The organism is Acinetobacter cumulans (assembly GCF_003024525.3).
Lineage (GTDB): Bacteria > Pseudomonadota > Gammaproteobacteria > Pseudomonadales > Moraxellaceae > Acinetobacter > Acinetobacter cumulans.
Window position 1 is genome coordinate 98,263 of record NZ_CP035934.2, and the last position, 23,219, is coordinate 121,481.

At 37.8% G+C, this 23,219-nt stretch carries 21 protein-coding genes; 20 read left to right on the plus strand and 1 reads right to left on the minus strand.

From position 1 onward, the window contains the following. Positions 1 to 89: 89 nt before the first annotated feature. The 18 genes from C9E88_RS00385 (at position 90) to C9E88_RS00470 (ending at position 19,130) form a co-directional block, all read left to right on the plus strand. Positions 90 to 638 carry an acyltransferase gene (locus C9E88_RS00385; protein WP_106985610.1) on the plus strand — a complete coding sequence of 183 codons (549 nt, stop codon included), beginning with the start codon at positions 90 to 92 and terminating at the stop codon, positions 636 to 638. Positions 639 to 669: 31 nt separating this feature from the next. Further along, positions 670 to 1,788: a glycosyltransferase gene (locus C9E88_RS00390; RefSeq protein WP_106985609.1), complete on the plus strand. Its 1,119-nt coding sequence runs from the start codon at positions 670 to 672 to the stop codon at positions 1,786 to 1,788. Further along, on the plus strand, positions 1,785 to 2,879 hold the full coding sequence (locus C9E88_RS00395; RefSeq protein ID WP_106985608.1) for a glycosyltransferase: 1,095 nt from the start codon (positions 1,785 to 1,787) through the stop codon (positions 2,877 to 2,879). Before C9E88_RS00390 ends, C9E88_RS00395 begins: the two co-directional genes overlap by 4 nt. Then, complete coding sequence (locus C9E88_RS00400) at positions 2,876 to 4,018, plus strand: glycosyltransferase family 4 protein (RefSeq protein WP_106985607.1); 1,143 nt, start codon at positions 2,876 to 2,878, stop codon at positions 4,016 to 4,018. Before C9E88_RS00395 ends, C9E88_RS00400 begins: the two co-directional genes overlap by 4 nt. Next, positions 4,015 to 4,617 carry a sugar transferase gene (locus tag C9E88_RS00405; protein ID WP_106985606.1) on the plus strand — a complete coding sequence of 201 codons (603 nt, stop codon included), beginning with the start codon at positions 4,015 to 4,017 and terminating at the stop codon, positions 4,615 to 4,617. The genes C9E88_RS00400 and C9E88_RS00405 overlap by 4 nt, the downstream gene beginning before the upstream one ends. Next, entirely contained in the window at positions 4,617 to 5,273 is a 657-nt protein-coding gene (locus C9E88_RS00410) for a NeuD/PglB/VioB family sugar acetyltransferase (RefSeq protein ID WP_106985605.1), read from the plus strand. Before C9E88_RS00405 ends, C9E88_RS00410 begins: the two co-directional genes overlap by 1 nt. Before the next feature lie 35 nt (positions 5,274 to 5,308). Further along, positions 5,309 to 6,478 carry a DegT/DnrJ/EryC1/StrS family aminotransferase gene (locus tag C9E88_RS00415; protein ID WP_106985604.1) on the plus strand — a complete coding sequence of 390 codons (1,170 nt, stop codon included), beginning with the start codon at positions 5,309 to 5,311 and terminating at the stop codon, positions 6,476 to 6,478. Between the two features lie 60 nt (positions 6,479 to 6,538). Next, positions 6,539 to 8,383, plus strand: coding sequence for a polysaccharide biosynthesis protein (locus C9E88_RS00420; protein ID WP_106985603.1), 1,845 nt, complete (start codon positions 6,539 to 6,541; stop codon positions 8,381 to 8,383). A 237-nt stretch (positions 8,384 to 8,620) separates the two neighbouring features. Next, positions 8,621 to 9,790 carry a nucleotide sugar dehydrogenase gene (locus tag C9E88_RS00425; RefSeq protein ID WP_106985602.1) on the plus strand — a complete coding sequence of 390 codons (1,170 nt, stop codon included), beginning with the start codon at positions 8,621 to 8,623 and terminating at the stop codon, positions 9,788 to 9,790. A 37-nt stretch (positions 9,791 to 9,827) separates the two neighbouring features. Then, positions 9,828 to 10,946 carry a GDP-mannose 4,6-dehydratase gene (gene gmd / locus C9E88_RS00430; protein WP_106985601.1) on the plus strand — a complete coding sequence of 373 codons (1,119 nt, stop codon included), beginning with the start codon at positions 9,828 to 9,830 and terminating at the stop codon, positions 10,944 to 10,946. 3 nt (positions 10,947 to 10,949) lie between these two features. After that, positions 10,950 to 11,924 carry a GDP-L-fucose synthase gene (gene fcl, locus C9E88_RS00435; RefSeq protein ID WP_106985600.1) on the plus strand — a complete coding sequence of 325 codons (975 nt, stop codon included), beginning with the start codon at positions 10,950 to 10,952 and terminating at the stop codon, positions 11,922 to 11,924. Positions 11,925 to 11,926: 2 nt separating this feature from the next. Further along, positions 11,927 to 12,397 carry a GDP-mannose mannosyl hydrolase gene (locus C9E88_RS00440; RefSeq protein ID WP_106985599.1) on the plus strand — a complete coding sequence of 157 codons (471 nt, stop codon included), beginning with the start codon at positions 11,927 to 11,929 and terminating at the stop codon, positions 12,395 to 12,397. Positions 12,398 to 12,401: 4 nt separating this feature from the next. Continuing rightward, positions 12,402 to 13,754, plus strand: a complete 1,353-nt coding sequence (locus C9E88_RS00445; protein ID WP_162368820.1) for an O-antigen polymerase — start codon at positions 12,402 to 12,404, stop codon at positions 13,752 to 13,754. Continuing rightward, on the plus strand, positions 13,751 to 15,034 hold the full coding sequence (locus tag C9E88_RS00450; RefSeq protein ID WP_106985597.1) for a lipopolysaccharide biosynthesis protein: 1,284 nt from the start codon (positions 13,751 to 13,753) through the stop codon (positions 15,032 to 15,034). The genes C9E88_RS00445 and C9E88_RS00450 overlap by 4 nt, the downstream gene beginning before the upstream one ends. Further along, complete coding sequence (locus tag C9E88_RS00455) at positions 15,034 to 16,119, plus strand: glycosyltransferase family 4 protein (protein WP_106985596.1); 1,086 nt, start codon at positions 15,034 to 15,036, stop codon at positions 16,117 to 16,119. The genes C9E88_RS00450 and C9E88_RS00455 overlap by 1 nt, the downstream gene beginning before the upstream one ends. Then, a complete protein-coding gene (locus C9E88_RS00460) occupies positions 16,119 to 17,318 on the plus strand; it encodes a glycosyltransferase (protein ID WP_106985595.1) in 1,200 nt (399 codons plus the stop codon). The genes C9E88_RS00455 and C9E88_RS00460 overlap by 1 nt, the downstream gene beginning before the upstream one ends. 31 nt (positions 17,319 to 17,349) lie before the next feature. Beyond that, positions 17,350 to 17,901, plus strand: a complete 552-nt coding sequence (locus C9E88_RS00465; protein WP_106985594.1) for a putative colanic acid biosynthesis acetyltransferase — start codon at positions 17,350 to 17,352, stop codon at positions 17,899 to 17,901. Then, positions 17,898 to 19,130 carry a glycosyltransferase WbuB gene (locus C9E88_RS00470; protein WP_106985593.1) on the plus strand — a complete coding sequence of 411 codons (1,233 nt, stop codon included), beginning with the start codon at positions 17,898 to 17,900 and terminating at the stop codon, positions 19,128 to 19,130. The genes C9E88_RS00465 and C9E88_RS00470 overlap by 4 nt, the downstream gene beginning before the upstream one ends. 39 nt (positions 19,131 to 19,169) lie before the next feature. Here C9E88_RS00470 and C9E88_RS00475 read toward each other — a convergent pair whose 3' ends face one another. Continuing rightward, positions 19,170 to 20,597 (minus strand): mannose-1-phosphate guanylyltransferase/mannose-6-phosphate isomerase, encoded by a 1,428-nt coding sequence (locus C9E88_RS00475; protein WP_106985592.1) that lies wholly within the window; start codon positions 20,595 to 20,597, stop codon positions 19,170 to 19,172. Between the two features lie 300 nt (positions 20,598 to 20,897). On the opposite strand from C9E88_RS00475, the gene C9E88_RS00480 reads away from it, so the two are divergent. Beyond that, positions 20,898 to 22,262: an undecaprenyl-phosphate glucose phosphotransferase gene (locus C9E88_RS00480; protein WP_106985591.1), complete on the plus strand. Its 1,365-nt coding sequence runs from the start codon at positions 20,898 to 20,900 to the stop codon at positions 22,260 to 22,262. A gap of 67 nt (positions 22,263 to 22,329) precedes the next feature. Further along, a complete protein-coding gene (galU, locus tag C9E88_RS00485) occupies positions 22,330 to 23,205 on the plus strand; it encodes a UTP--glucose-1-phosphate uridylyltransferase GalU (RefSeq protein WP_106985590.1) in 876 nt (291 codons plus the stop codon). Positions 23,206 to 23,219 lie beyond the last annotated feature (14 nt).

A 23,219-nucleotide genomic window follows, 5' to 3' on the forward strand; every position in this document is an offset into this window, starting at 1 on the left:
TTTTCCATATCGTAAAGTGGATTTTCAGCGTAAAATAGCTGACTTATTTTCCTCCTTTTAAGTTGCCTCGCTCCATTCAGGTACTGTGTATGTCATTTATGGTTTCTGCTTTTCGACAGCTGTTTGATTTGGCTTATTTTATGGCAAAAGGCAGTGTGGCTTATGCACGTAAAAAAGGTGTGAAAGTCGGTGAAAATTGCCGAATTTATATTAAAAGCTGGGGCTCAGAGCCATTTTTGGTCAGCATTGGTGATCATGTGACGGTCACTTCAGGGGTGAAATTTATTACCCATGATGGCAGTACTTGTTTGGTGAAAGATGCGCAAGGCAAGCGTTACCAACGCTTTGCACCAATTCAAGTCGGTTCGCATGTATTTATTGGGGTCAATACAATCGTAATGCCCGGTGTGAGCATTGGCTCAAATGTGGTGATTGGTGCAGGCTCGGTGGTGACCAAAGATATTCCTGATCATAGCGTGGCGATTGGTGTGCCTGCCAAAGTGGTATCCAGTTTTGCTGATTATCAAGCCAAAATTCAAAGTACCTGTGTCAGTGACAGTGAGCTGGTTGGCATCACGGATTATCGTGAGCGGGTGGAACGTGCCATGGCCATTCAATCCTCAAAAACACCGCATTAATATTCTCCCATTTTAAAATTTAGGTCTGATTATGTTGAATAAAGTCATGTTCTTTTTGCCGAGCTTGGGCGGTGGCGGTGCAGAACGTACAGTCATTCAACTTGCCAATAGCTTTGCTGAACAAGGTCTGAATATTCATTTGGGCGTGTGTGATGTCACAGGTGATAAAGCCAAACTCTTGCCTGAAGTCAGCTCGAAAATTCAATTGGTGAATTTTAATTGCGGTCGAGTGATGAATAGCATCACTCCCTTAAAAATGAAGCTGAAAGCTGAGCACTATGATTGCTTGGTGGCAACGCAAACCCACACCAATATTGTGGCGGGCATTGCCAAAAAGCTGGCAGGCGTTCAAACCGCATTGATCTTCCGCGAAGTATCGACGCCGTCTAAGAATTTGAAATTACAGGGTCTCGCTAAATTTGTTTTAAAAACTTTGGTGAATTGGACTTATCCCATGGCACAGCAAGTGGTTTGTGTCTCTAAAGGCGTAGAAACTGATTTTCGTGAATACTACAGCTATAAAAATAATAATCTGAGCACCATTTATAACCCTGTACTGGATGATGCTTATTTTGAAAAGCTCAAAGCGCCTGTCACACATCGCTTTTTTGATGGTCACAATAAAGTGATTTTGGCAGTAGGGCGTCTGACTGAAGCAAAAAACTTTGGTTTTCTAATTCGTTCATTTAAAGCTTTACACGATCAGCATTCTGAAACCCGTCTGATTATTTTAGGTGAGGGTGAACTGCGTACTGAATTTGAAGCTTTGGTATCGGACTTAGGCTTAAAAGATGTCGTAGATTTACCGGGCTTTGATACAAACCCGTATGCCTATTTTAAATATTCTTCGCTATTTGTTTTAAGCTCAAATTGGGAAGGTCTACCGGGTGTGCTGATTCAGGCACTTGCGTCTAAAGTGAAAGTGGTGAGTACTGATTGTCCAAGTGGACCAATGGAAATTTTGGACCATGCAAAATTTGGCTTATTGGTCGAATGCAATGATCAGGCAGGCTTGACGCAAGCCATGCAACAGGCGATTTTTGCAGATTATGTGCGCTATCAAGAAGCTGATTTTGAAGCGCATATTCAGAAATTCCACAAGGCAACGGTATTGAAGCAGTACTTAAACATGATGGAGTCTGCAACATGAGCAAACCGTTGATGGTGCATGTGATCACCAACTTTGCAGGGGTGGGCGGTGCAGAAATGATGTTGGCGCGTCTGATTCAATATACTGAAAATCAATACCAACACGTGATCATCAGTTTGATGAAAACCTCAGAGGTCTATCAAAGCACGCTCGATCGTTGTCAGTCACATTATGCTTTAGGTTGGAATGGCATCAATACCCTGAGTGCTATTCAAAAACTACGTAAATTGCTGAAGCAGTTACAACCTCAAACCGTGCAATGCTGGATGTACCATGCCAATGCCTTAACCAGTTTGAGTGTCATTGGCTTAGCAAAAAAACCAAAAGTCGTGTGGGGCATTCATCACTCGCTTGCTTCTCCGAAAGATGAATCCATCAGCACCAAGATTGCTTTAGGTTTAAGTAAAATCTTATCGAAACAGCCGAATAGCATTATTTATTGTGCGCATTCTTCATTAGAACAGCACCAAGCGTTTGGCTTTCAAAACCCAAATAGCCAAGTGATCGCCAATGGGGTATTTCTTGATAAATTTCAGCCGAACCCTGAATTGCATCAGCCAACCGTGATTGGTTTTGCAGGGCGTTACCACACGGCAAAAGGCTATCCGTATTTATTTGAAACCATGGGCTTACTGAAAGATGAGAACATCATCTTTAAAATTGCAGGTAGTGGTGCAAGTTTAGAGAATGTGGACGTCAAAGCCTTATTTGAACAGTATCAATTAGATGTCGAAAAGGTACATCTACTGGATCAAATTTCAGATATGCCTGCGTTCTATCAATCGATTGATGCATTTCTTATGACGTCAATTACTGAAGGTTTTCCGAATGTCTTGGTAGAAGCGATGGCATCAGGGTTACCGTGTATCAGCACCGATGTTGGCGATGCTAAATACATTGTGCAGGACTTAGGCGCAATTGTACCGCCACGCAATGCACAAGCTTTGGCAGAGGCAATTTTGGTGTATGTGCAAAAAACAGAAGCAGAAAAACACGCTTTAAAACAAGCAACGCGTAAACGAGTTGAACAGAATTTCAGTATCGAAACGGTCAGCGGTCAATATATGCAGGTGTGGAGTCAACAGGCATGAAGTTTTTAATGATATGTAGTTATTTGCCCTCTGCACTGAACTTCCGTGGCAAGTTATTAGAAGCGATTGCAAATCAAGGCTATGAGATTCACATCATGGCGCCTGAGCTGAGTACGTTTCCTGACGAATATCAACAGTTGCAGTCGCTCGGATACACCGTACATGATATTCCAATGCAACGCACCGGCACTAATCCTGTTGCAGACTTAAAATTACTTAAAAACCTGTATCAGCAGATTCGTCGCATTCAGCCTGACTATGTGCTGTCTTATACCATTAAGCCAGTCATTTACGGCACGCTGGCATCATGGTTGGCAAAAGTACCACATCGCTTTGCTTTAATTACAGGGCTAGGTTATGCCTTCCAAAATGTTGAATCAGGTAAACGCAGTCTGTTTCAAAAAATGGTGCATGGTTTATATGCACAAGCCTTGAAACATAGTGATAAAGTCTTTTTCCAAAATCCTGATGATTTGAAGTTATTCCAAGACATGCATTTGCTTGAAGCTGAAAAACCGACGGTGGTGGTGAATGGTTCGGGTGTCAATGTACAAGACTTTGATGTTTTGCCTTTACCGCAAAATGATGCGGGCGTAGTCAAAGCCTCATTCTTACTGATTGCACGTTTGCTTGGTGATAAAGGCGTACGTGAATATGCTGAAGCCGCACGGATCATCAAAGCAAAACACCCTGCAACAGAGTTTCATTTGGTCGGTTGGATTGATGATAATCCCTCAGCCATTGCCCAAGCAGAACTTGATGAATGGATTGCCGACGGACGCCTCAACTATTGGGGTAAACTGAGTGATGTGCGTCCTGCAATTTCAGAAAGTTCGGTCTACGTATTGCCGTCGTATCGTGAAGGTACGCCACGTACCGTGTTAGAAGCGATGGCGATGGGACGTGCGATTATTACCACTGATGCACCGGGTTGCCGGGAAACTGTTCAACATGGGCAAAATGGTTATTTGGTCGGGGTGAAATCAGTCGATGATTTGGTGCAAAGCATGCAGTACTTTATTGAAGATCCAAAATTGATTGAATATATGGGACAGCGTTCACGTGAAATCGCGCTGAATAAATACGATGTACATCAGGTCAATGCACACATGATGACTGAAATGGGAATGTTGCGATGATCAAACGTATTTTAGATATTGCGATTGCATCGACCGCTTTAATTCTGCTGTCGCCTGTGTATTTTATGGTGGCGCATAAGGTGAAAAAGAATTTAGGTTCGCCTGTTTTATTCCGTCAGGTGCGTCCGGGTCTGCATGGCAAGCCCTTTGAAATGGTAAAGTTCCGCACTATGAAAGATGCACTCGATGCGCAGGGCAATCCATTACCTGACAGTGAGCGTCTGACGCCATTTGGAAAAATGCTCCGTTCAACGAGTCTCGATGAAATGCCTGAACTGTGGAATGTGATTAAAGGCGATATGAGTATTGTCGGACCACGACCATTATTGATGGAGTATTTACCGCTCTATAATCATGAGCAGGCCAAGCGTCATAACGTGCGTCCGGGCATTACAGGTCATGCTCAAGTGAATGGTCGCAATGCCATTTCATGGGAAAAAAAGTTTGAACTTGATACGTGGTATGTGGAAAATCAGTCCTTATGGCTCGATTTTAAAATCATGCTAAAAACCGTGAAAAAAGTGATTGCCAAGGATGATATCAATGCCGAAGGCGAGGCAACCATGACAAAATTTACCGGCACACCGGAACAAAAATAATGACAACACTCTATGCGATTTATGGGGTTTCAGGTTGTGGGCGTAGCCTAATGCCTGTCGCACGTCAGCAATTGGCACGTCAAGGTGATGCGTCTGAAATTATCTTTATCGATGATGCGTTAACAGACATTGCTTCGGTCAATGGTCATCGTGCCATGAATTACCAAGCGTTTCTCAATGAATTTGCATCGACAAAATACGTGCAAATCGCGATTGCCAATAGTCGTGTGCGTGAAAAAATCGCTCAGCGTTTAGAAGCAGATGGTATTCAGCTTTGGTCGATCACTGCGGACAATGTGGTTTTAATGGATCAAATTGAACTCGCTGAAGGTTCTGCTTTGAGTCCTTTTGTCAGCATTGGCTCCAATGTCAAAATAGGCAAGTGCTTTCATGCCAATTTATACAGTTATGTCGAGCATGATTGTGTGATTGGGGATTTCGTTACTTTCGCGCCAGGCGTAAAATGCAACGGCAATATTCATATACATGCGCATGCCTATATTGGCGCGGGTGCGATGATTAAGCAGGGCACACCTGATCAGCCTTTAGTGATTGGTGCGGGTGCTATTGTGGGTATGGGTGCTGTCGTGACCAAAAGTGTACCCGCCGGCGTCACTGTGGTGGGTAATCCTGCCCGAATTGTGGCTTCAAAATAGATTTTTAAACTCGATTTTTAGACTGGGAAAATTCCATGTTAAACAGTGCATTTGAGCCTTGGCCAAGCTTTACCCAAGCAGAAGCCGACGCGGTGTCAAAAGTCCTATTATCCAATAAAGTGAATTATTGGACAGGTGAGGAATGCCGTGAATTCGAAAAGGAATTTGCACAGTTTGCAGGAACCAAGCATGCGGTTGCCGTTGCCAATGGTACCGTGGCACTCGATTTAGCCCTCAAAGCTTTAGGGATTGTTGCAGGGGATGACGTGATTGTCACTTCACGTACTTTTTTAGCTTCAGCAAGCTCGATTGTGACTGCGGGTGCCAATCCGATTTTTGCGGATGTCGAACTCGATTCACAGAATATCTCACGCCGTACAATTGAAGCGGTTTTAACACCCAATACCAAAGCGATTATCTGCGTGCATTTGGCAGGGTGGATGTGTGATATGGATCCGATCATGCAATTGGCTGAGGAAAAAGGCATCTTCGTGATTGAAGATTGCGCCCAAGCACATGGCGCGATGTACAAAGGTAAATCGGCAGGATCAATTGGTCATATTGGGGCGTGGTCATTCTGCCAAGACAAGATTATGACCACAGGCGGTGAAGGCGGTATGGTCACCACCAATGATGAAGGTCTTTGGAAAACAATGTGGTCGTATAAAGATCACGGTAAAAACTTTGATAGCGTGTATAACAAGCAACATCCACCGGGTTTCCGTTGGTTGCATGATTCATTTGGTACCAATTGGCGCATGATGGAAATGCAAGCCGTGATTGGCCGTCTGCAACTCAAAAAAATGCCTGAGTGGACGGCAAAACGTAATGCCAATATGGCACGTATCCAAGCCGTATTTGAAAGTAGCCCTTATTTTACGGTAGCGAAACCGTCAAACGATTATGTACATGCCGCTTATAAATGCTATGTGCAAGTCAATGTTGATGCTTTGCCAGAAGGCTGGTCACGTGACCGCATCATGGCGGAAATTTCATCTCAAGCAGTTCCATGCTTTAGCGGTTCATGCTCAGAAGTCTATTTAGAAAAAGCCTTTGATGGTACAGCATGGCGTCCAAAACAATCATTGCCAAATGCAAAACAACTTGGTGAAAGCAGTTTGATGTTCTTGGTACATCCAACATTGTCGGATGCCAGCATGCAAAAAACCGTGGATGCCATTACGCAAGTCATCGCAAAAATCTAAACCTGAAAAGCGCGTATAATATTAGGCGCGAATATTCCCTTGACCTGATTCGAGCACGTTGTGAAAGACATTATCCGATCTATAGCATCACTACCGCGTCGCCAAAAGCAAATTGTTTTGGTGCTGATGGATATCTGTGTTTTACCGTTGATGATGTGGCTGGCGTATGCCATTCGTTTGGCGCGTCCGAATGTACAGGTCATGCAAGGCTTAGACGCTTGGTATATCTATGTCGGTATTTTCGGCATTGCAATTTTTGCTTTACTTGGGATTTACCGCGCAATTGTTCGTTCTTTTAATGAAGACTATTTACTGCGGATATTAATCGGGACATTTATTCAAATCGTGGCCTTGTATACGATTAAAAAACTGAATGTCGCATTTATTCCCATGAGTATTCCACTGATGTATGGCTTTATGCTGTTTTCATATATGTGGTGGAGCCGTGCAGTCATTCGTTATGCAACCTTAAAAACCTTTGCCAAAAAACAAAGCCGTAAACGCGTGGCAATTTATGGTGCAGGCTTAGCAGGTCAGCAAATTGCAGCAGCGCTAAACCGTTCAGATGATTATTTACCTGTTTGTTTTATTGATGATAAAAAATCATTACGTAGCCAGTCTTTAAGCGGTTTAAAGATTTATTCACCCAAAAAAGCACAAACTAAATTGGGTAAATTTGGTATTGAAGAAGTCTTACTTGCGATGCCTTCTGTTGGACGTTCACGAAAAAAAGAGATTATTGAATCTTTTGATTCGGCAGATGTCAAAATTATGGAGTTGCCTGGGGTAACCCAGTTGGTCGATGGGCAAGTCCAAGTCTCTGATATTCGTGAAGTGGATATTATTGATTTACTAGGGCGTGATCCTGTACCGCCTAAAGCTGAATTGTTAGAAAAAAACATTAAAAATAAAGCGGTCATGGTGACAGGGGCAGGGGGGTCTATCGGCTCTGAGTTATGCCGTCAGATCGTGAAGCATCAGCCGAAATTGCTGGTGCTGTTTGAAATGTCTGAATTTGCTTTGTATTCAATTGACCGTGAATTGCAGGCATCAGATATACAAATTATTCCAGTATTAGGTTCTGTCACCAATCAGTCAAAACTGGAACGTATATTGCAACAGTATGCGGTACAAACGGTGTATCACGCGGCAGCTTATAAGCATGTGCCGCTTGTGGAGGCAAATCCATTTGAAGGTATTTACAATACCTCAATTGGCACACAGCGCAGTGTAGATGCTGCGGTGAATCAAAATGTTGAAACCTTTGTATTAATTTCAACGGATAAAGCGGTGCGTCCAACCAATGTGATGGGCGCTTCTAAACGTATGGCAGAGCTGTATTGTCAGGGTTTAGCATCGACAAATCCAAAGACTCAAATCAGTATTGTGCGTTTTGGTAATGTGCTAGGTTCATCAGGTTCTGTGGTGCCATTGTTTAAAAAGCAAATTGCCCAAGGCGGACCTGTCACGGTGACGCATCCTGAAGTAACGCGTTACTTTATGACTATTCCAGAGGCTGCACAGCTGGTAATTCAAGCAGGGGCAATGGGTACTGGCGGTGATGTATTTTTATTAGATATGGGTGAGCCAGTTAAAATTGTAGACTTAGCCAAACAAATGATTCGCTTGAGTGGTTTTAAGCCTGTAGATGAAAAAGGGCTTGGGGATATTAAGATTGAATTTACGGGGTTAAGACCAGGTGAAAAATTGTATGAAGAATTATTAATTGATGCAGAAAATGTTGAAAAAACAAAGCATGAGCGGATTTTAAAATCTTTTGAGCAATTTTATAGCATTAAAGAAATGAAGGAAGTTTATGTAAATTTTGAAAAGATACATAAAGATGAAGATAGGTTGAGTTTATATAAAATCCTTGAAAATCATGTGGATGGATTTGTTAGGTAAAAATACAATCTGATTATATTATAATGAGAGAATTATATTTAAATAAAATGAAGCGTATTTTTCGCAGATTTTGTAAAAAATATGTATAATTCCTCGCGTTAAAATTTTTTGAATGATTATTTTATAAGTTATGGCAATTATTATGCCTGCAATTTACTTTGAAACATAATGTAAATGAATGCCAATGGAATAATGGGACATGTGCATATATTTAACCAAGAAGAGCGGTGAGGACGAATGTCTAAAATAACAGTAGTTGGTACGGGTTATGTGGGGCTTTCAAATGCGATGCTTTTCGCAGAGAAACATGAAGTTACTGCATTAGATATAGATAAACATCGTGTAAATTTGTTACAACAATTAAAATCACCCATCCAAGATGAGTTAATTGAACAGTATCTCACTAAAAAAAATATTCACTTTAAAGTGACGATGGATCAGCATGAAGCTTATGCTATGGCTGATTTTATTATTGTTGCAACACCAACAAACTATGATGAGAGCACAAATTATTTTGATACAAGCTCAATCGAGCAAGTATTAGCTCATTTAAGTGAAATTCAAAGTAAATCGATCATTATTATTAAATCGACAATACCAGTTGGTTTTACAGCAAAAATGCAAAATCAATATTCAGATTTGCATATTGTATTTGCCCCAGAATTTTTGCGTGAAGGCAAAGCACTCTTTGATAACTTGTACCCATCGCGGATTGTCGTTGGTGAAAAAAGTGATGTTGGTGAGACCATCGGGCTTTTATTTAAAAATTCTTGCTTAAAAGATGATGTTGATGTTTTGTTGATGGACGCAACTGAAGCAGAAGCAGTTAAATTGTTTTCAAATACATATTTGGCAATGCGTGTAGCTTATTTTAATGAGCTAGATAGTTATTGTGCACTTCGTGGTTTAAATTCGAAAGATATTATTCAGGCTGTTGGTTTAGATCCACGCATTGGTTCGCATTATAATAATCCATCATTTGGCTATGGTGGCTATTGCTTACCTAAAGATACCAAACAGCTTTTAGCAAATTATCAAGATGTACCTCAGAGCTTAATTTCTGCCATTATTCAATCGAATACCACACGTAAAGATTTTATTGCAGAAGAAATATTGAAAAAATCACCTAAGGTTGTTGGAATTTATCGTTTGGTGATGAAAGCGGGCAGTGATAACTTTAGGCAGTCTGCAATACAAGGCATTATGAAACGCCTTAAAGCAAAAGGCATTGAGTTGGTGATTTATGAGCCAGCTTTGCATGAGGGCGCATTTTATAATTCAAAAGTATTAACAGATATTCAGGAGTTTAAAGCCACTGCTGATATTATTATTGCAAATAGAATAGTTGCAGATTTGGATGATGTGTTAGATAAAGTGTATACACGTGATTTATTTGGCGATAATTAATACCATTTATATTTAATAACTTGATTGGAATTTAACGATGAAAAAAGCACTGATTACGGGGATTACAGGTCAGGATGGTTCTTACCTTGCAGAATTTTTATTAGAAAAAGGTTACGAAGTACACGGTATTAAGCGTCGTTCTTCATTATTTAATACACAGCGTATTGACCATATTTATCAAGACCCACATGAGTCTCATGCTCGTTTACACTTACATTATGGTGATCTAACTGATACATCAAACTTGACGCGTATTTTGGCGGAAGTTCAACCGGATGAAGTTTATAACTTAGGTGCACAGTCACATGTGGCAGTGTCATTTGAATCACCAGAATACACTGCAGATGTAGATGCGATTGGTACACTGCGTTTATTGGAAGCAATCCGCTTTTTAGGCTTAGAAAAGAAAACTAAATTTTATCAAGCCTCTACTTCTGAATTGTACGGTTTAGTCCAAGAAATTCCACAAAAAGAAACAACGCCGTTCCATCCACGTTCACCGTATGCAGTAGCTAAAATGTATGCCTATTGGATTGCAGTGAACTACCGTGAAGCTTATGGCATGTTTGCATGTAATGGTATTTTATTTAACCATGAGTCACCACGACGTGGTGAAACCTTTGTAACACGTAAAATTACCCGTGGTTTAGCCAATATTGCTCAAGGCTTAGACCAGTGTTTGTATATGGGTAATTTAGATTCACTGCGTGACTGGGGGCATGCTAAAGATTATGTGCGTATGCAATGGATGATGTTACAGCAAGATCAGCCTGAAGATTTTGTTATTGCGACAGGTGTTCAGTATAGTGTGCGTCAATTTATTGAATGGTCAGCGCTTGAATTAGGCATTACTTTGGAATTCACGGGTACAGGTGTGGATGAAAAAGGTATTGTCGTTAAGGTAGAGGGTGATAATGCGCCTGCAGTGAATGTTGGGGATGTATTGATTGCTGTTGATCCGCGTTATTTCCGCCCTGCAGAAGTTGAAACATTACTTGGTGACCCATCTAAAGCAAAAGAAGTCCTTGGCTGGACACCAGAAATTACAGTACAAGAAATGTGTGCTGAAATGGTGGCTGAAGATTTGAAAGAAGCACAACGTATTGCATTATTAAAAGCTCATGGTCATAACGTATCTGTATCTTTGGAGCACTAACAAATGTCAGTTGATTTAAATCAACGCATTTTTGTGGCTGGCCATCGTGGGATGGTCGGCTCAGCAATTGTGCGCCAGCTTCAAGCCAAAGGCTACACAAATATTATAGTAGCAACACATGCCGAACTTGACTTATGTAGTCAGGTAGCAGTAAATGACTTTTTTAAAACCCATCAAATTGATCAAGTGTATTTAGCTGCAGCAAAAGTTGGAGGTATTCATGCCAATAATGAATATCCAGCGGACTTCATTTATCAAAATTTGATGATAGAGGCAAATGTAATACATGCTGCTCATGTAAATGATGTACAAAAGCTGATGTTTTTAGGGTCATCATGCATTTACCCTAAAATGGCACACCAACCTATGGTTGAGTCTGAGCTTTTGACGGGTGTCTTAGAAAGTACTAATGAACCTTATGCCGTAGCAAAAATTGCTGGTATTAAGCTGTGTGAAAGTTACAACCGTCAGTTTGGACGGGATTATCGTAGCGTAATGCCAACGAATTTGTATGGTCCGCATGATAATTATCACCCTGAAAATAGCCATGTAATTCCTGCATTACTTCGCCGTTTCCATGAAGCGGTAAAAGACAATGCTGAAGTGGTAACCATTTGGGGTAGTGGTAAGCCAATGCGTGAATTCTTGTATGTAGATGATATGGCAGCAGCCAGCATTCACGTAATGGAGTTAGATGCTGAAACGTTTAAAGCCAATACGCAACCAATGTTGAGTCATATTAATGTTGGAACAGGTATTGACTGTACAATTCGTGAACTGGCAGAAACTGTTGCCAAAGTTACTGGTTTCCAAGGTCGTCTTGAGTTTGATGCGACTAAACCCGATGGCACGCCACGTAAGCTGATGGATGTAAGTCGTTTAGCTGATCTTGGTTGGAAGGCGAGCATTTCATTAGAAGATGGTCTAGGAGATGCCTATCAGTGGTATCTAAATAATATTGATTCTGCACGGTCTTAAATATGTGGTTGCCAGACGAAACATTTAAAAGTGTCATTCAACATACACCTCTGATTTCGATTGATTTAATTGTTCGAAATGAGCAGGGTGAGGTTTTATTGGGTAAACGAGTTAATGCCCCTGCAAAGGGTTATTGGTTTGTACCTGGTGGGCGTGTACGTAAAAATGAAACTCTGGATGATGCTTTTGTTCGTTTGGTACGCGAGGAACTTGGTATTGAATCGGGGCTTACTCGAGCAGATGCCAAGTTTTTAGGCGTGTTTGAGCATTTTTATGATGATTGTGTATTTGGTGATGATGTAAGTACACATTATGTTGTATTAGGATATGAAATTTTTTTCAGTAGGAACAGTTTTGAAATTCAATTAAATAAACAACATAGCTCTTATATTTGGCAATCAAATAATGAAAATATAAATAATAATCATAGCTACTCATTTGCATATTTACAATTTATGAAGATTGTTGGGTGATTTTGTGAAATTAATTGATTTTAAGATTTTAATAACATTATCTATTTTATTCTTCTTTCAGTCTTTATTTTTTATATTATTTTATTACTATGATGTTGGTTTTTTATGGCTTCCTCCATTTTTATATTTAATTTCTGGTGCTTTATATATATTTATCAGGGGTAATATTAAGGATCCAACAGGAATTTTATTAATTGGTTCAGGGTTATATGTTTTTTTACCAACAATAGATGGTGATTTTGAAAGCTACTTGAGATGGGGGTTTAAGTTTTCAGATGCTTATTATGTTAGTAATATTTCTGCATTGAGTCTTCTTGCAGGCACATTAATTTTTCTTTTTATGAAACCTAGAGTTTTAATTTCTAACATATTTTTTGTTGATAAGTTTTTAATAAATAAAATCATGTATGTGGGAGCTATTTTATCTATTTTTCTTTCCGTAATCCTTGTAGTGAAAAATGGTTTTTTATTTCTACAAAGTGCTAATTATTTAGCTGGATTTGAAAGCAGAGGTCAAGCTGGTATGGGTTTTCTTATGTTAGCTTTACCATTAGCAATGATTTCAGCAACAATTTATTTTCTTAGGGAAGATAATGCTAAAAATAAATTTGAATGTATATTGGTTTTATTGCCATATATATTAATATTTATGGCAACGGCACAAAGACGATATTTCATAATACCTTTTATGATTTTTATCGCATGTAAGCTAAAAATAACAATAAAGGGGGGGGCTATTGCTTTAATATCAACATTGATAGTTTATTATATATTTTTATATCTAGGTTATTTGCGAATTAATGAGATAGATTTAAATATTAATGATATTGTTAGTAATTTTGATGATTTTAATAAAGTATTTCCTGATTTAATCGCTGGTGAAACTTTATTGTTGTATGCGACACAAGGTGCATCTAAAACAAAAATTATAGAATCTTTGCCGTTGTTTGGAGATTATTTTTTAGCTCCGCTAATGTCATTTCCTAATTTTTTATTTGGAACATTGTTTACTCCATTAAATACAAAATTCTCTGAATATGTTACCCCTTTAATTGCTGCTCAAGGTGGAGGTTGGGGGTTTGCTTACTCTGCTGAAGGTTATATTTCTGGAGGTGAGTTTGGTGTGATACTATCATCACTATTAGTATGTTTTATTTTTAGATTAATTTGGATTTATTCTTATTTTGAAAATAAAAAAATTACTTTGATGAAAATATTTTGTATATGTTCTTTATTCACAGCTCTATTTTTTTATAGAAATGCTTTTGCTTATCTGTTTAAGGACTTACTTTATGTTGCTGCGAGTTTAATTTTTTTGGTTATTATCTGTAAGGTTTATTTTAAAAGTATAAGATGATTAATTCTTTAAATAAAAATATTTTAGCACAAGGTTATAGTCAAATTGTAACATTAGCTGTACAAATAGCGACAGTACCCTTTTTAATTCACTTTTGGGGACTAGAATTATTTGGTGTGTGGGTTATTTTAACTGCAATACCTACATATTTAGCATTGTCAGATTTTGGTTTTACTTTTATTGCAAAAAACAATATGTCTATGTTTGTTTCGGCTGGAAATAGACAACAAGCATTAGTGACATTTCAAAGTATCTTTATATTGCTGATTGGAATCTGTTTAGTATTAGGTACAATTTTATATTTATGTGTAATTTATATTCCATTTGATCGGATTTTAAATATAGGCGAATTTTCTGTTGAATCGGTAAGATCAGTGTTACTGCTTCAATTTTTTGCAGTTTTAATTTATCAATTTTTTCTCCTTAACTGTGCAGGATTACGTTGTGAGGGATTTGCTGTAGCTGAAACATTCCTAGCTGCGACGGGACGGCTTTTAGAAGCTATCAGTATTGTCGTTATTGCATCTCTAGGCTTTGGGCTTATAGAAGCATCTATTGGTATTTTGGCTGTAAGAGTTTTATTTTTGGGTTTAAGTTACTTAATTATTAGAATAAAAATTTCTTGGTTAAATTTTAATTGTCGTTATGTACAGAAAGATAGAATTAAAGAGTTAGCAGGCCCTTCGCTTTCATATATGCTTGTGCCAATGACAAATGCACTTATGATCCAATCACCTATTATGGTCTTAGGTGCTTTTTCTACACCAGCTATCGTGGCTATGTTTAGTGTTTCAAGAACGGTAGCAAGATTAGGTATGTCTGGAGCTAATATGCTGTCATATGCTTTTACGCCAGAATATAGTTATGCTTGGGGTGAAAAAAACTTCTTTAGATTTAAAAAAGCATTAAATTATCATTTTAAGCTTTTAGCTTTAGGCATGATTGTCTATCTGATTATTTCTTTGTTTTTTATCACGGATATTGTAGAGATGCTGTCCAAAGAAAATATTAAGGCAGATCTTGTATTATGTCTTTTATTATCATTGGCAGTGATTATTGAAATGTTATGGACTACATTTTTCACACCATTGGTGGCTGTCAATCGGCATAAAAAGTTACCTATCGTTGTATTTCTAATTAGTTTAGTGTTTATTATTTTATCATATATATTTCATTCAATAATAGAAATAGCTTCTCTTATATGTGTAGCTAATTTTCTGATTTTAATATGTGTTGCAAAAGAGTTTAAAAATCATCCAGTTTTCTATCGAGAGATATAATGAAGAATGTCCTATTCGTAGCTTTGGATGCCTATTCTAAGGTTGGCGGAATTCAGCAATTTAATAAGCGAGTAATTTCTGGACTCTTGAACATCAAAGATGTAGGGAGTATTTCAGTTATCTTAAAGGATGATAAAAATTCCGATTTGCCAGAGAATCATATTAAATTTAAAACTACCGAGGGGTCAAAATTTAAATTAATGTCAGAAGTGATTCGAAAGATTGGATCACAAGATATACTTTTAATTGGGCATGTTAATTTATTGCCTGTTGCATTTGTCGCTAAGATTTTAAAACCAAGTATAAAAACGATTCTTTTTGTACATGGAATTGATGTTTGGGGTGTTAATTCAAGAAAGATAAAAACACTAGATCGTTACTATATTAAATTTGTGGATCAAATAGCATCGGTATCAGATTTTACAGCGCAAAAAATGAGTCAATCATTTTCAGTATCAAAAGAAAAGTTTACAATTTTCCCTAATGCTGTGGATCCATTAGGGGGAATTGATCTTAGTCATGGTCTGATAAATAAGTCCCCGTTATTATTAACAGTTGCTAGGCTTTCTGAAAATGAACGAGGGAAGCATCATGATAGCGTACTTAGAGCTTTGCCAAAAATTATTCAAGCCATTCCGGATGTGAAATATCGAATTATTGGTGATGGTGTACTTGTAACAGAGCTGAAAGAACTTGCTGAAACATTAGGTGTTTCACAAGCTGTAGAATTTAAAGGCAGGGTTTCAGATGAGGATTTGGCAAAATCTTATGAAGAATCATCTATCTTTGTGATGCCTTCAGAAAAAGAGGGTTTTGGCATCGTATTTTTGGAAGCATGGCTCCGAAAAGTCCCTGTTATTTGTGGCACAGAAGATGCTTCGCATGAGGTTGTTAGTCATGGTGTAGATGGTTTTGCTATTCACCATGATGATATTGATTCCCTCTCGGAAAAAATTATATTCCTTCTAGAAAATAAAAATTCCGCTATTAATATGGGTAAGGCGGGATATCAGAAGGTCTTAGAGAATTATTTAATGAATAATTTTGTAGAACGATTAAATAGTCTTTTGATGGGGAAATATTAATGTATGATCGTAATGGATTATCTTGGCCCTCTCTGAAAGTTTTACATATTATTATTACTGCAAATAAAGAATATGGAGGTCCTATTGAAGGTCTTACTCAGTCAATTAAATTTCGTCAGCAGCATAATCAATATATAGAAGTATTAACATTAGATGATCCTAGTGCTGAATATGTTGTAGATTTTCCTTGTAAAGTGAATGCTGTTGGCCCAGTCCATCCTAAATTCGGTTATACAGGGAAGCTAAAAAACTGGATTAAACAAAATGGCAAGCACTTTGATGTAGCAGTGATACACGGACTTTGGAATCCAAGTTCTATTGAAGGTGGACAGGGTTGTCAAGCGATTGGTTTACCTTATGTAGTTTTTACACATGGGATGTTAGACCCTTGGTTTAAGAAAGCTTACCCCTTTAAGCATTTTATTAAACAGTTATATTGGATTTATCAAGGTCAAGTTTTACAAAATGCCTACAAAGTTCTTTTTACAAGTAGTGAGGAAGAACGATTGGCACAGGGTGTATTTTGGGGATATAAATATAATTCGAAAGTAGTAGCTTATGCTGCTGCAGATGCAATTCCTAATTCAGATGAAGGTGAAAAGAAATTCAAGGAATTAGTACCTGAAATTAATGGAAAGCCATATTTGCTGTATCTGAGTCGTATTCATGAAAAAAAAGGATGTGATCTTTTAATAGAGGCATTTGAATCAATCATAAAGCGGCCTGATTTACAGCTGGTTATGGCTGGTCCATGCCATGATAATTATATTATTTATCTTAAAAATCTTGTGGAAAAATTAGGTATACAAGAACGTGTACATTGGCCAGGAATGCTGAAAGGTGACTTGAAAGCAGCTGCCTTTAGCACTGCTGAAGCATTTGTGCTGACCTCCCATCAAGAAAATTTTGGTATTGCTGTTGCAGAGGCACTTGCCTATGGAAAACCGGTATTGATTTCCGATCAAATTAATATTTTTAGAGAAATTCAAGCAGGTGATGCGGGTATTGTAGGCGCTGATACTTTAGAGGGAGCAATACAAATTTTGCAACAATGGGAAAATTTAGAGATTCATCAAAAAATTGAGATGGGGTATTGTGCAAGAGAGGTTTATGAGAAAAACTTTACAGTTTCATCTGCAGCAAAAGATTTAACCCAAAATTTGTTGAATGCCATCAATTCAAATCAAATAAAAAAGTAAATTGTATTTGAGATATGAAGGAACTTTTCTTTTGAAATATCAAGATCTATCTAAATTTATAATGCCACCGAATTTTCGCAAAGCATCGGCATTTAAGGTACAGCTTTGGTGGTGTGTACAAGCATCTTTATTTAAGTGGTCACCTCAATTTTTATATGGGTTTCGCGCTTTTTTATTACGTTTATTTGGCGCAAAAGTGGGGAAATCCGTGGTGATTAGACCTTCAGTTACCGTAACTTATCCTTGGAATGTTTGTATTGGGGATTATGCTTGGATTGGCGATGACGTGGTTCTCTATAGTCTCGGTGAAATTAAGATAGGTGACCATGCTGTGGTGTCACAGCGCAGTTATTTATGTACAGGTGATCATGATCACACTCAAATCGACTTTCCTATTCGTGGTCATCAAATTATTGTTGAAAATGAAGCTTGGGTAGCAACAGATGTATATATAGCCCCTAATGTGACTATTGGTCGTGGCGCTGTGATAGGTGCACGAAGTTCTGTTTTTAAAGATATGCCAGAAGGATATATTTGCCTAGGTTCACCTTGTAAGCCAATTAAGCCTAGAGAAATGCAATGAAAATATTATTCTATGGAATTAACTTTGCTCCTGAGCTTACAGGTATTGGTAAATATACAGGTGAAATGGCACAGTGGTTTGCCGAACAAGGTCATGAAGTTCGTGTAATTACTGCTCCGCCCTATTATCCAGCATGGAAAGTATCTGAAGGCTATCAAAATGCCTATGCCACGGAGCAATGGAATGGCGTGACTGTTTATCGTACTCCTCTTTGGGTACCTGCACAGCCGAGTGGTGTAAAGCGTTTAGTTCATCTTGCTTCCTTTGCCTTAAGTAGCCTGCCAACCTTGTTTAAGCAATGGTCATGGAAACCGGATGTTGTTTGGACTGTAGAACCGGCGTTAATGTGCGCGCCAGCTACAGTCGCTTTTGCAAAAATAAATGGTGCAAAATCTTGGTTACATGTGCAAGACTATGAGGTAAATGCAGCCTTTGATATGGGATTAATCAAAGCTAAATGGCTTCGAGGTTTTGTGGAAGCATGTGAACGTTGGTTAATGCGTTGTTTTGACCGTGTATCAAGCATATCTGGACAGATGCTAAAACTTGCACGTTCAAAAGATATAGATGAGCAAAATATTATTTCTTTCCCAAATTGGGTGGATATCTCAGCTATTCAGCCTTTAAAAGGCGTTAGCCCATATCGGAAAGAATTGCGGATTAGTGAAGATAAAATTGTTGCCCTTTATTCAGGTAATATGGGGGGTAAACAAGGCCTGGAAATTTTAGCTGAAGCTGCGAAAATTATTTCAGATGAAAAAAACGATAATATTCAGTTTGTGTTCTGTGGTAATGGTGCAGGGCGTGCAGATCTAGAGCAGGCATGTACAGGTTTAAGCAATGTCATATTTATAGACTTGCAGCCTTTAGAGCGTTTGAGTGAATTGCTTGGTTTGGCCGATATTCACTTATTACCGCAACGCGCAGATGCTGCAGATTTGGTTATGCCGTCAAAACTTACAGGTATGTTGGCAAGTGGCAAGAGCGTGATTGCAACAGCTACTTCTGATACTGAATTAGGTAGCGTGATTTTAAATGATGCACAGTGTGGTTTGATTGTAGAACCCGAAAATGGTCAGGCATTGGCTCATGCACTTATTGAATTATCGCAAGATTCAGAGCAGCGTAGAATACTAGGTTGTAATGGCCGTCAATATGCAGAAAATTCACTATCAAAAGATAAGATATTAAAAAAATTCGAAACGGATTTATTAAATTTAATTTCTTAATAAAAAAGAGTGGCTGATTAGCCACTCTTTTTATATTTTTTATACACGTCCGTATAAATCTTCAAAACGCACAATATCATCTTCACCCAAATATGAACCTGACTGAACTTCAATCAGTTCTAGTGGTACTTTTCCGGGGTTTTCAAGCGCATGTGTTTCTCCGAGCGGAATATATACCGATTCATTCTCAGTGAGTAAGAAAGTTTCTTTACCTTTGTGAATGCGAGCTGTTCCACTGACCACAATCCAATGCTCTGCACGGTGGTGATGCATTTGTAAAGAAAGCTTTTGGCCAGGGTTCACTGTAATGCATTTGACTTGGTGGCGTTGGCCATTATCAATGGAATCATAGCAACCCCAAGGGCGATATACTTTACGGTGAGTATCCACCTCGGTACGTTCATTTGATTTTAATTTTTCTACAATCTTTTTAATGTCTTGGACTTTATTTTTATTTGCAACCAAAACAGCATCAGGTGTTTCAATCACAACAACATCATCTAATCCAAGGACGCTAACTAAGCGACTGTCAGCGTGAATTAAAGAATTGGATGTATTTACAGCGATGGTATCGCCACGGCAAACATTGCCATTTTGATCTTTGCTACTAACTTCCCATACACTTTTCCAAGCGCCTACATCACTCCAGTTGGCTTTAAGAGGTACAACAACAACCTGATCAGATTTTTCCATTACGGCATAATCAATAGAGTCATCAGGGGATTTTTTAAAACTTTCTTGATCTAAGCGTACAAAATCTAGATCATTTTTGCTGAGTTTGAATGATTCTTTAGCTTGATTTGCAATCGCCGAATTAAATTTCTGTAACTCTTGTAAGTAGACAGAAGCTTTAAACATAAACATGCCACTATTCCAAAGATACGAGCCTTGGTCTAAATATTGTTGGGCAGTTTGAGCATCTGGTTTTTCTACAAATTGATCAACTTTACATGCTTTTATTGCTTGGTCTGTAGAAATTGAGTCTGATGCTTTAATATAACCATAGCCGACTTCTGGTGAAGTAGGAACAATACCAAAAGTCACTAGTAGACCAGATTCAGCGGCTTCTAAGCCCACTTTAACAGCATCATTAAAAGCTTCTTGTTGCTGTATAACATGGTCTGCAGCAAGAATGAGCAAAACAGGATCATCTCCATAAGAGAGGGCAAGTTCTGCGGCGGCAGCAATAGCAGGCGCAGTGTTTCTAGCAACGGGTTCAAGTAAAATTTTTGCATTGAGTTTCTGTTGTCTTAGTTGTTCGGCAACAATAAATCGATGATTTTCATTGGTAACAATAATAGGGTTTTGAAAGTTATCAAGCGCATGACTTAATTTTGTAATTCTTTCTAAAGTAAGCTGAAATAATGTTTTTTCTTCAGTAATGGGTAAAAATTGTTTAGGATAGTTAGATCTTGAAAGTGGCCAAAGTCTCGTGCCAGAACCACCAGATAGAATCACAGGAATCATATTATGGGTCTCTCATAATTTTATTATTGCTTATCCTACATGAATATATATATAAATCAAAATAAATACAGTATTTCGTTCGATATTCAATAATATAGTAAACAATGATGAAAGTAATTTTAGAGTTTAATTGTCAAAAAATGATTGCATGTTTATAATGCTGAAGAAAATATTAATTAATTATTTTATTGATTTTTCAAGACTTGGGATGGACTTTCTAAATAAATCAAGAATCTATGCAAAGGGTTTCATTGATAAGAATGGCTGTTTATATAATAAATTAAGCGATATGGGGAAAAAATGGCTTCTCGATTAAATGCGTCTTACGTATCAATTTTACAAAGATTTTGTGATGTGGTAGCTATTTATTGGGCTTTGTATGCTGTTTTTAATTTAAACTCATTAGCGATCAGCCATCAGGCTATGCTTATATTTTTAAGTATGGTCAGCTTTTTTCAATTGATTGGTGGATTGACCGATTTTTACCGCTCTTGGCGTGGTGTAAGCCTATTTGATGAATTGGTTGCTTGCTTAAAAAATATCTTCTTTAGTGCTTGTTTGCTTCTTCCATTTTGTCTTTTTTATTCTGATATTAGTTTAATGGTTCTGGTTCAATATTTTTGTTCAGTCTTAGTATTTATGGCAGTATTACGAATTTTTGTTCGTTTAATATATGCCATTTCTTTTAAAATATTCAAAAAATCTCGAAATGTAATTGTTATTGGTGATTCTGTTAAAGCGTATAAGCTTTTTACTGATTTGAAAAAATCAGAGTGGATTGGATTTAATCCGCTGGGTATTTACTCATTTAATGAAAAAGCAGATCAATATGATTTTAATGGTAATGTAAATGATGCAATTGGCATTATTCATTCAAAAGAGATTAATCAAGTCTATATTGTGACAAGTCAGGAAAATATTCATCAAGTCGATAACCTATTAAAAATGCTTTCGGATACAACATGTTCAACAGTTATTGTCCCTGAGTTATTTAGTTATGATTTTTTATATTCTCGAGTAGAAGATATTAATGGGACTCCAATTATTCCAATCATCGATACACGTATTAAAGGAATAAATATCTTTCTTAAGCGTGTCGAAGATATCTGTGTTGCTTCAACTATTTTAGTGCTTATTTCCCCCTTGTTATTGTGTATTGCGATTGCAATTAAGCTCAATTCTAAAGGTCCTGTATTCTTTAAACAAATCCGTTATGGCTTAAATGGTAAACCAATTTTAGTTTATAAATTCAGAAGCATGTCTGTTATGGAAAATGGCGCTAAAGTTACACAGGCTGTAAAAAATGACCCGCGTGTGACTAAGGTTGGTGCATTTTTACGAAAAACATCTTTAGACGAGCTCCCTCAATTTATTAACGTTGTTTTAGGCAATATGTCTGTTGTAGGACCTCGACCGCATGCCGCTGCACATAATGAAGAATATCGTAAACTGATTACCGGCTATATGTTGCGTCATAAAGTGAAGCCAGGTATTACAGGCTTAGCGCAAATTAGAGGTTGGCGTGGCGAAACAGATACCTTAGATAAAATGGAAAAGCGTGTTGAATGTGATTTAGAATACATCCGTACATGGAGTATTTTACTGGATATTAAAATTATCTTTCTTACCATATTTAAAGGATTTATTAATAAAGCGGCATATTAATATGTGGCTTATATTTAATAACCAAACATTTATTAACTTAATATTTTAAACTTAGAAGTGTAGTGTCATGATTAAAAAGGCAATTCTTCCAGTCGCAGGCTTAGGTACGCGTTTTTTACCTGCAAGTAAATCTATTCCTAAAGAAATGGTTACAGTTGTAGACCGTCCAGCTATTGAGTATGTGGTACGTGAAGCTGTTGCGGCTGGTGTAGAGCAAATCATTTTGGTCACACATAGCTCTAAAGCTTCAATTGAAAACTATTTTGATCGTAACTTTGAGCTTGAAACAACTTTAGAAAATAAAAAGAAATATGATCTGTTAAAAACAATTACAGAAATTTTACCTGCACATGTGAGTGTTGTGAGTGTACGTCAGCCTCAACCATTAGGTTTAGGGCATGCTGTACTTTGTGCAAAATCTATTGTAGGTGAAGATGATTTTGCAGTTTTACTTCCAGACGTACTGGTTAAAGATGATGCGGCGGATAATGATTTGAGTTTGATGATTCGTCGTTTTAATGAATCAAAAGCTTCGCAAATTATGGTCGAAGCTGTTCCTGATGAGTTAGTCGATCAGTATGGTATTGTTGATGTGGCAACAAACCCAGAGGAAGGCCATAGCATCGTAATGCAAGGGATTGTTGAAAAGCCTGCAGTAGGGACAGCACCTTCTAACCTATCTGTAGTGGGACGTTATGTGCTCCCAGCAAAAATTATGCAATTACTTGAGCAGACCCCTAAGGGTGCAGGCAATGAAATTCAATTGACTGATGCCATTGCATTGTTGCAACAAACAGAATCAGTTGAAGCCTATCGTATGAAAGGTCAAACCTTTGATTGTGGTAGCAAAATTGGCTATTTAAAAGCAGTTTTACACTACGGTATTGCACATCCACAACTTGGTGAAGAATTTAAAACACTTATTAAAGAGCTCAATGCTTAAAATAAACAGAGGAT

Coding starts and splice junctions, on each gene's coding strand:
- C9E88_RS00440 (WP_106985599.1), top strand. CDS start 11,927: ATGTGGTTGCCAGACGAAACATTTAAAAGTGTCATTCAACATACACCT.
- C9E88_RS00470 (WP_106985593.1), top strand. CDS start 17,898: ATGAAAATATTATTCTATGGAATTAACTTTGCTCCTGAGCTTACAGGT.
- C9E88_RS00410 (WP_106985605.1), top strand. CDS start 4,617: ATGACAACACTCTATGCGATTTATGGGGTTTCAGGTTGTGGGCGTAGC.
- C9E88_RS00455 (WP_106985596.1), top strand. CDS start 15,034: ATGAAGAATGTCCTATTCGTAGCTTTGGATGCCTATTCTAAGGTTGGC.
- C9E88_RS00405 (WP_106985606.1), top strand. CDS start 4,015: ATGATCAAACGTATTTTAGATATTGCGATTGCATCGACCGCTTTAATT.
- C9E88_RS00395 (WP_106985608.1), top strand. CDS start 1,785: ATGAGCAAACCGTTGATGGTGCATGTGATCACCAACTTTGCAGGGGTG.
- C9E88_RS00475 (WP_106985592.1), bottom strand. CDS start 20,597: ATGATTCCTGTGATTCTATCTGGTGGTTCTGGCACGAGACTTTGGCCA.
- C9E88_RS00415 (WP_106985604.1), top strand. CDS start 5,309: ATGTTAAACAGTGCATTTGAGCCTTGGCCAAGCTTTACCCAAGCAGAA.
- gmd (WP_106985601.1), top strand. CDS start 9,828: ATGAAAAAAGCACTGATTACGGGGATTACAGGTCAGGATGGTTCTTAC.
- C9E88_RS00400 (WP_106985607.1), top strand. CDS start 2,876: ATGAAGTTTTTAATGATATGTAGTTATTTGCCCTCTGCACTGAACTTC.
- C9E88_RS00390 (WP_106985609.1), top strand. CDS start 670: ATGTTGAATAAAGTCATGTTCTTTTTGCCGAGCTTGGGCGGTGGCGGT.
- fcl (WP_106985600.1), top strand. CDS start 10,950: ATGTCAGTTGATTTAAATCAACGCATTTTTGTGGCTGGCCATCGTGGG.
- C9E88_RS00385 (WP_106985610.1), top strand. CDS start 90: ATGTCATTTATGGTTTCTGCTTTTCGACAGCTGTTTGATTTGGCTTAT.
- C9E88_RS00450 (WP_106985597.1), top strand. CDS start 13,751: ATGATTAATTCTTTAAATAAAAATATTTTAGCACAAGGTTATAGTCAA.
- galU (WP_106985590.1), top strand. CDS start 22,330: ATGATTAAAAAGGCAATTCTTCCAGTCGCAGGCTTAGGTACGCGTTTT.
- C9E88_RS00460 (WP_106985595.1), top strand. CDS start 16,119: ATGTATGATCGTAATGGATTATCTTGGCCCTCTCTGAAAGTTTTACAT.
- C9E88_RS00425 (WP_106985602.1), top strand. CDS start 8,621: ATGTCTAAAATAACAGTAGTTGGTACGGGTTATGTGGGGCTTTCAAAT.
- C9E88_RS00480 (WP_106985591.1), top strand. CDS start 20,898: ATGGCTTCTCGATTAAATGCGTCTTACGTATCAATTTTACAAAGATTT.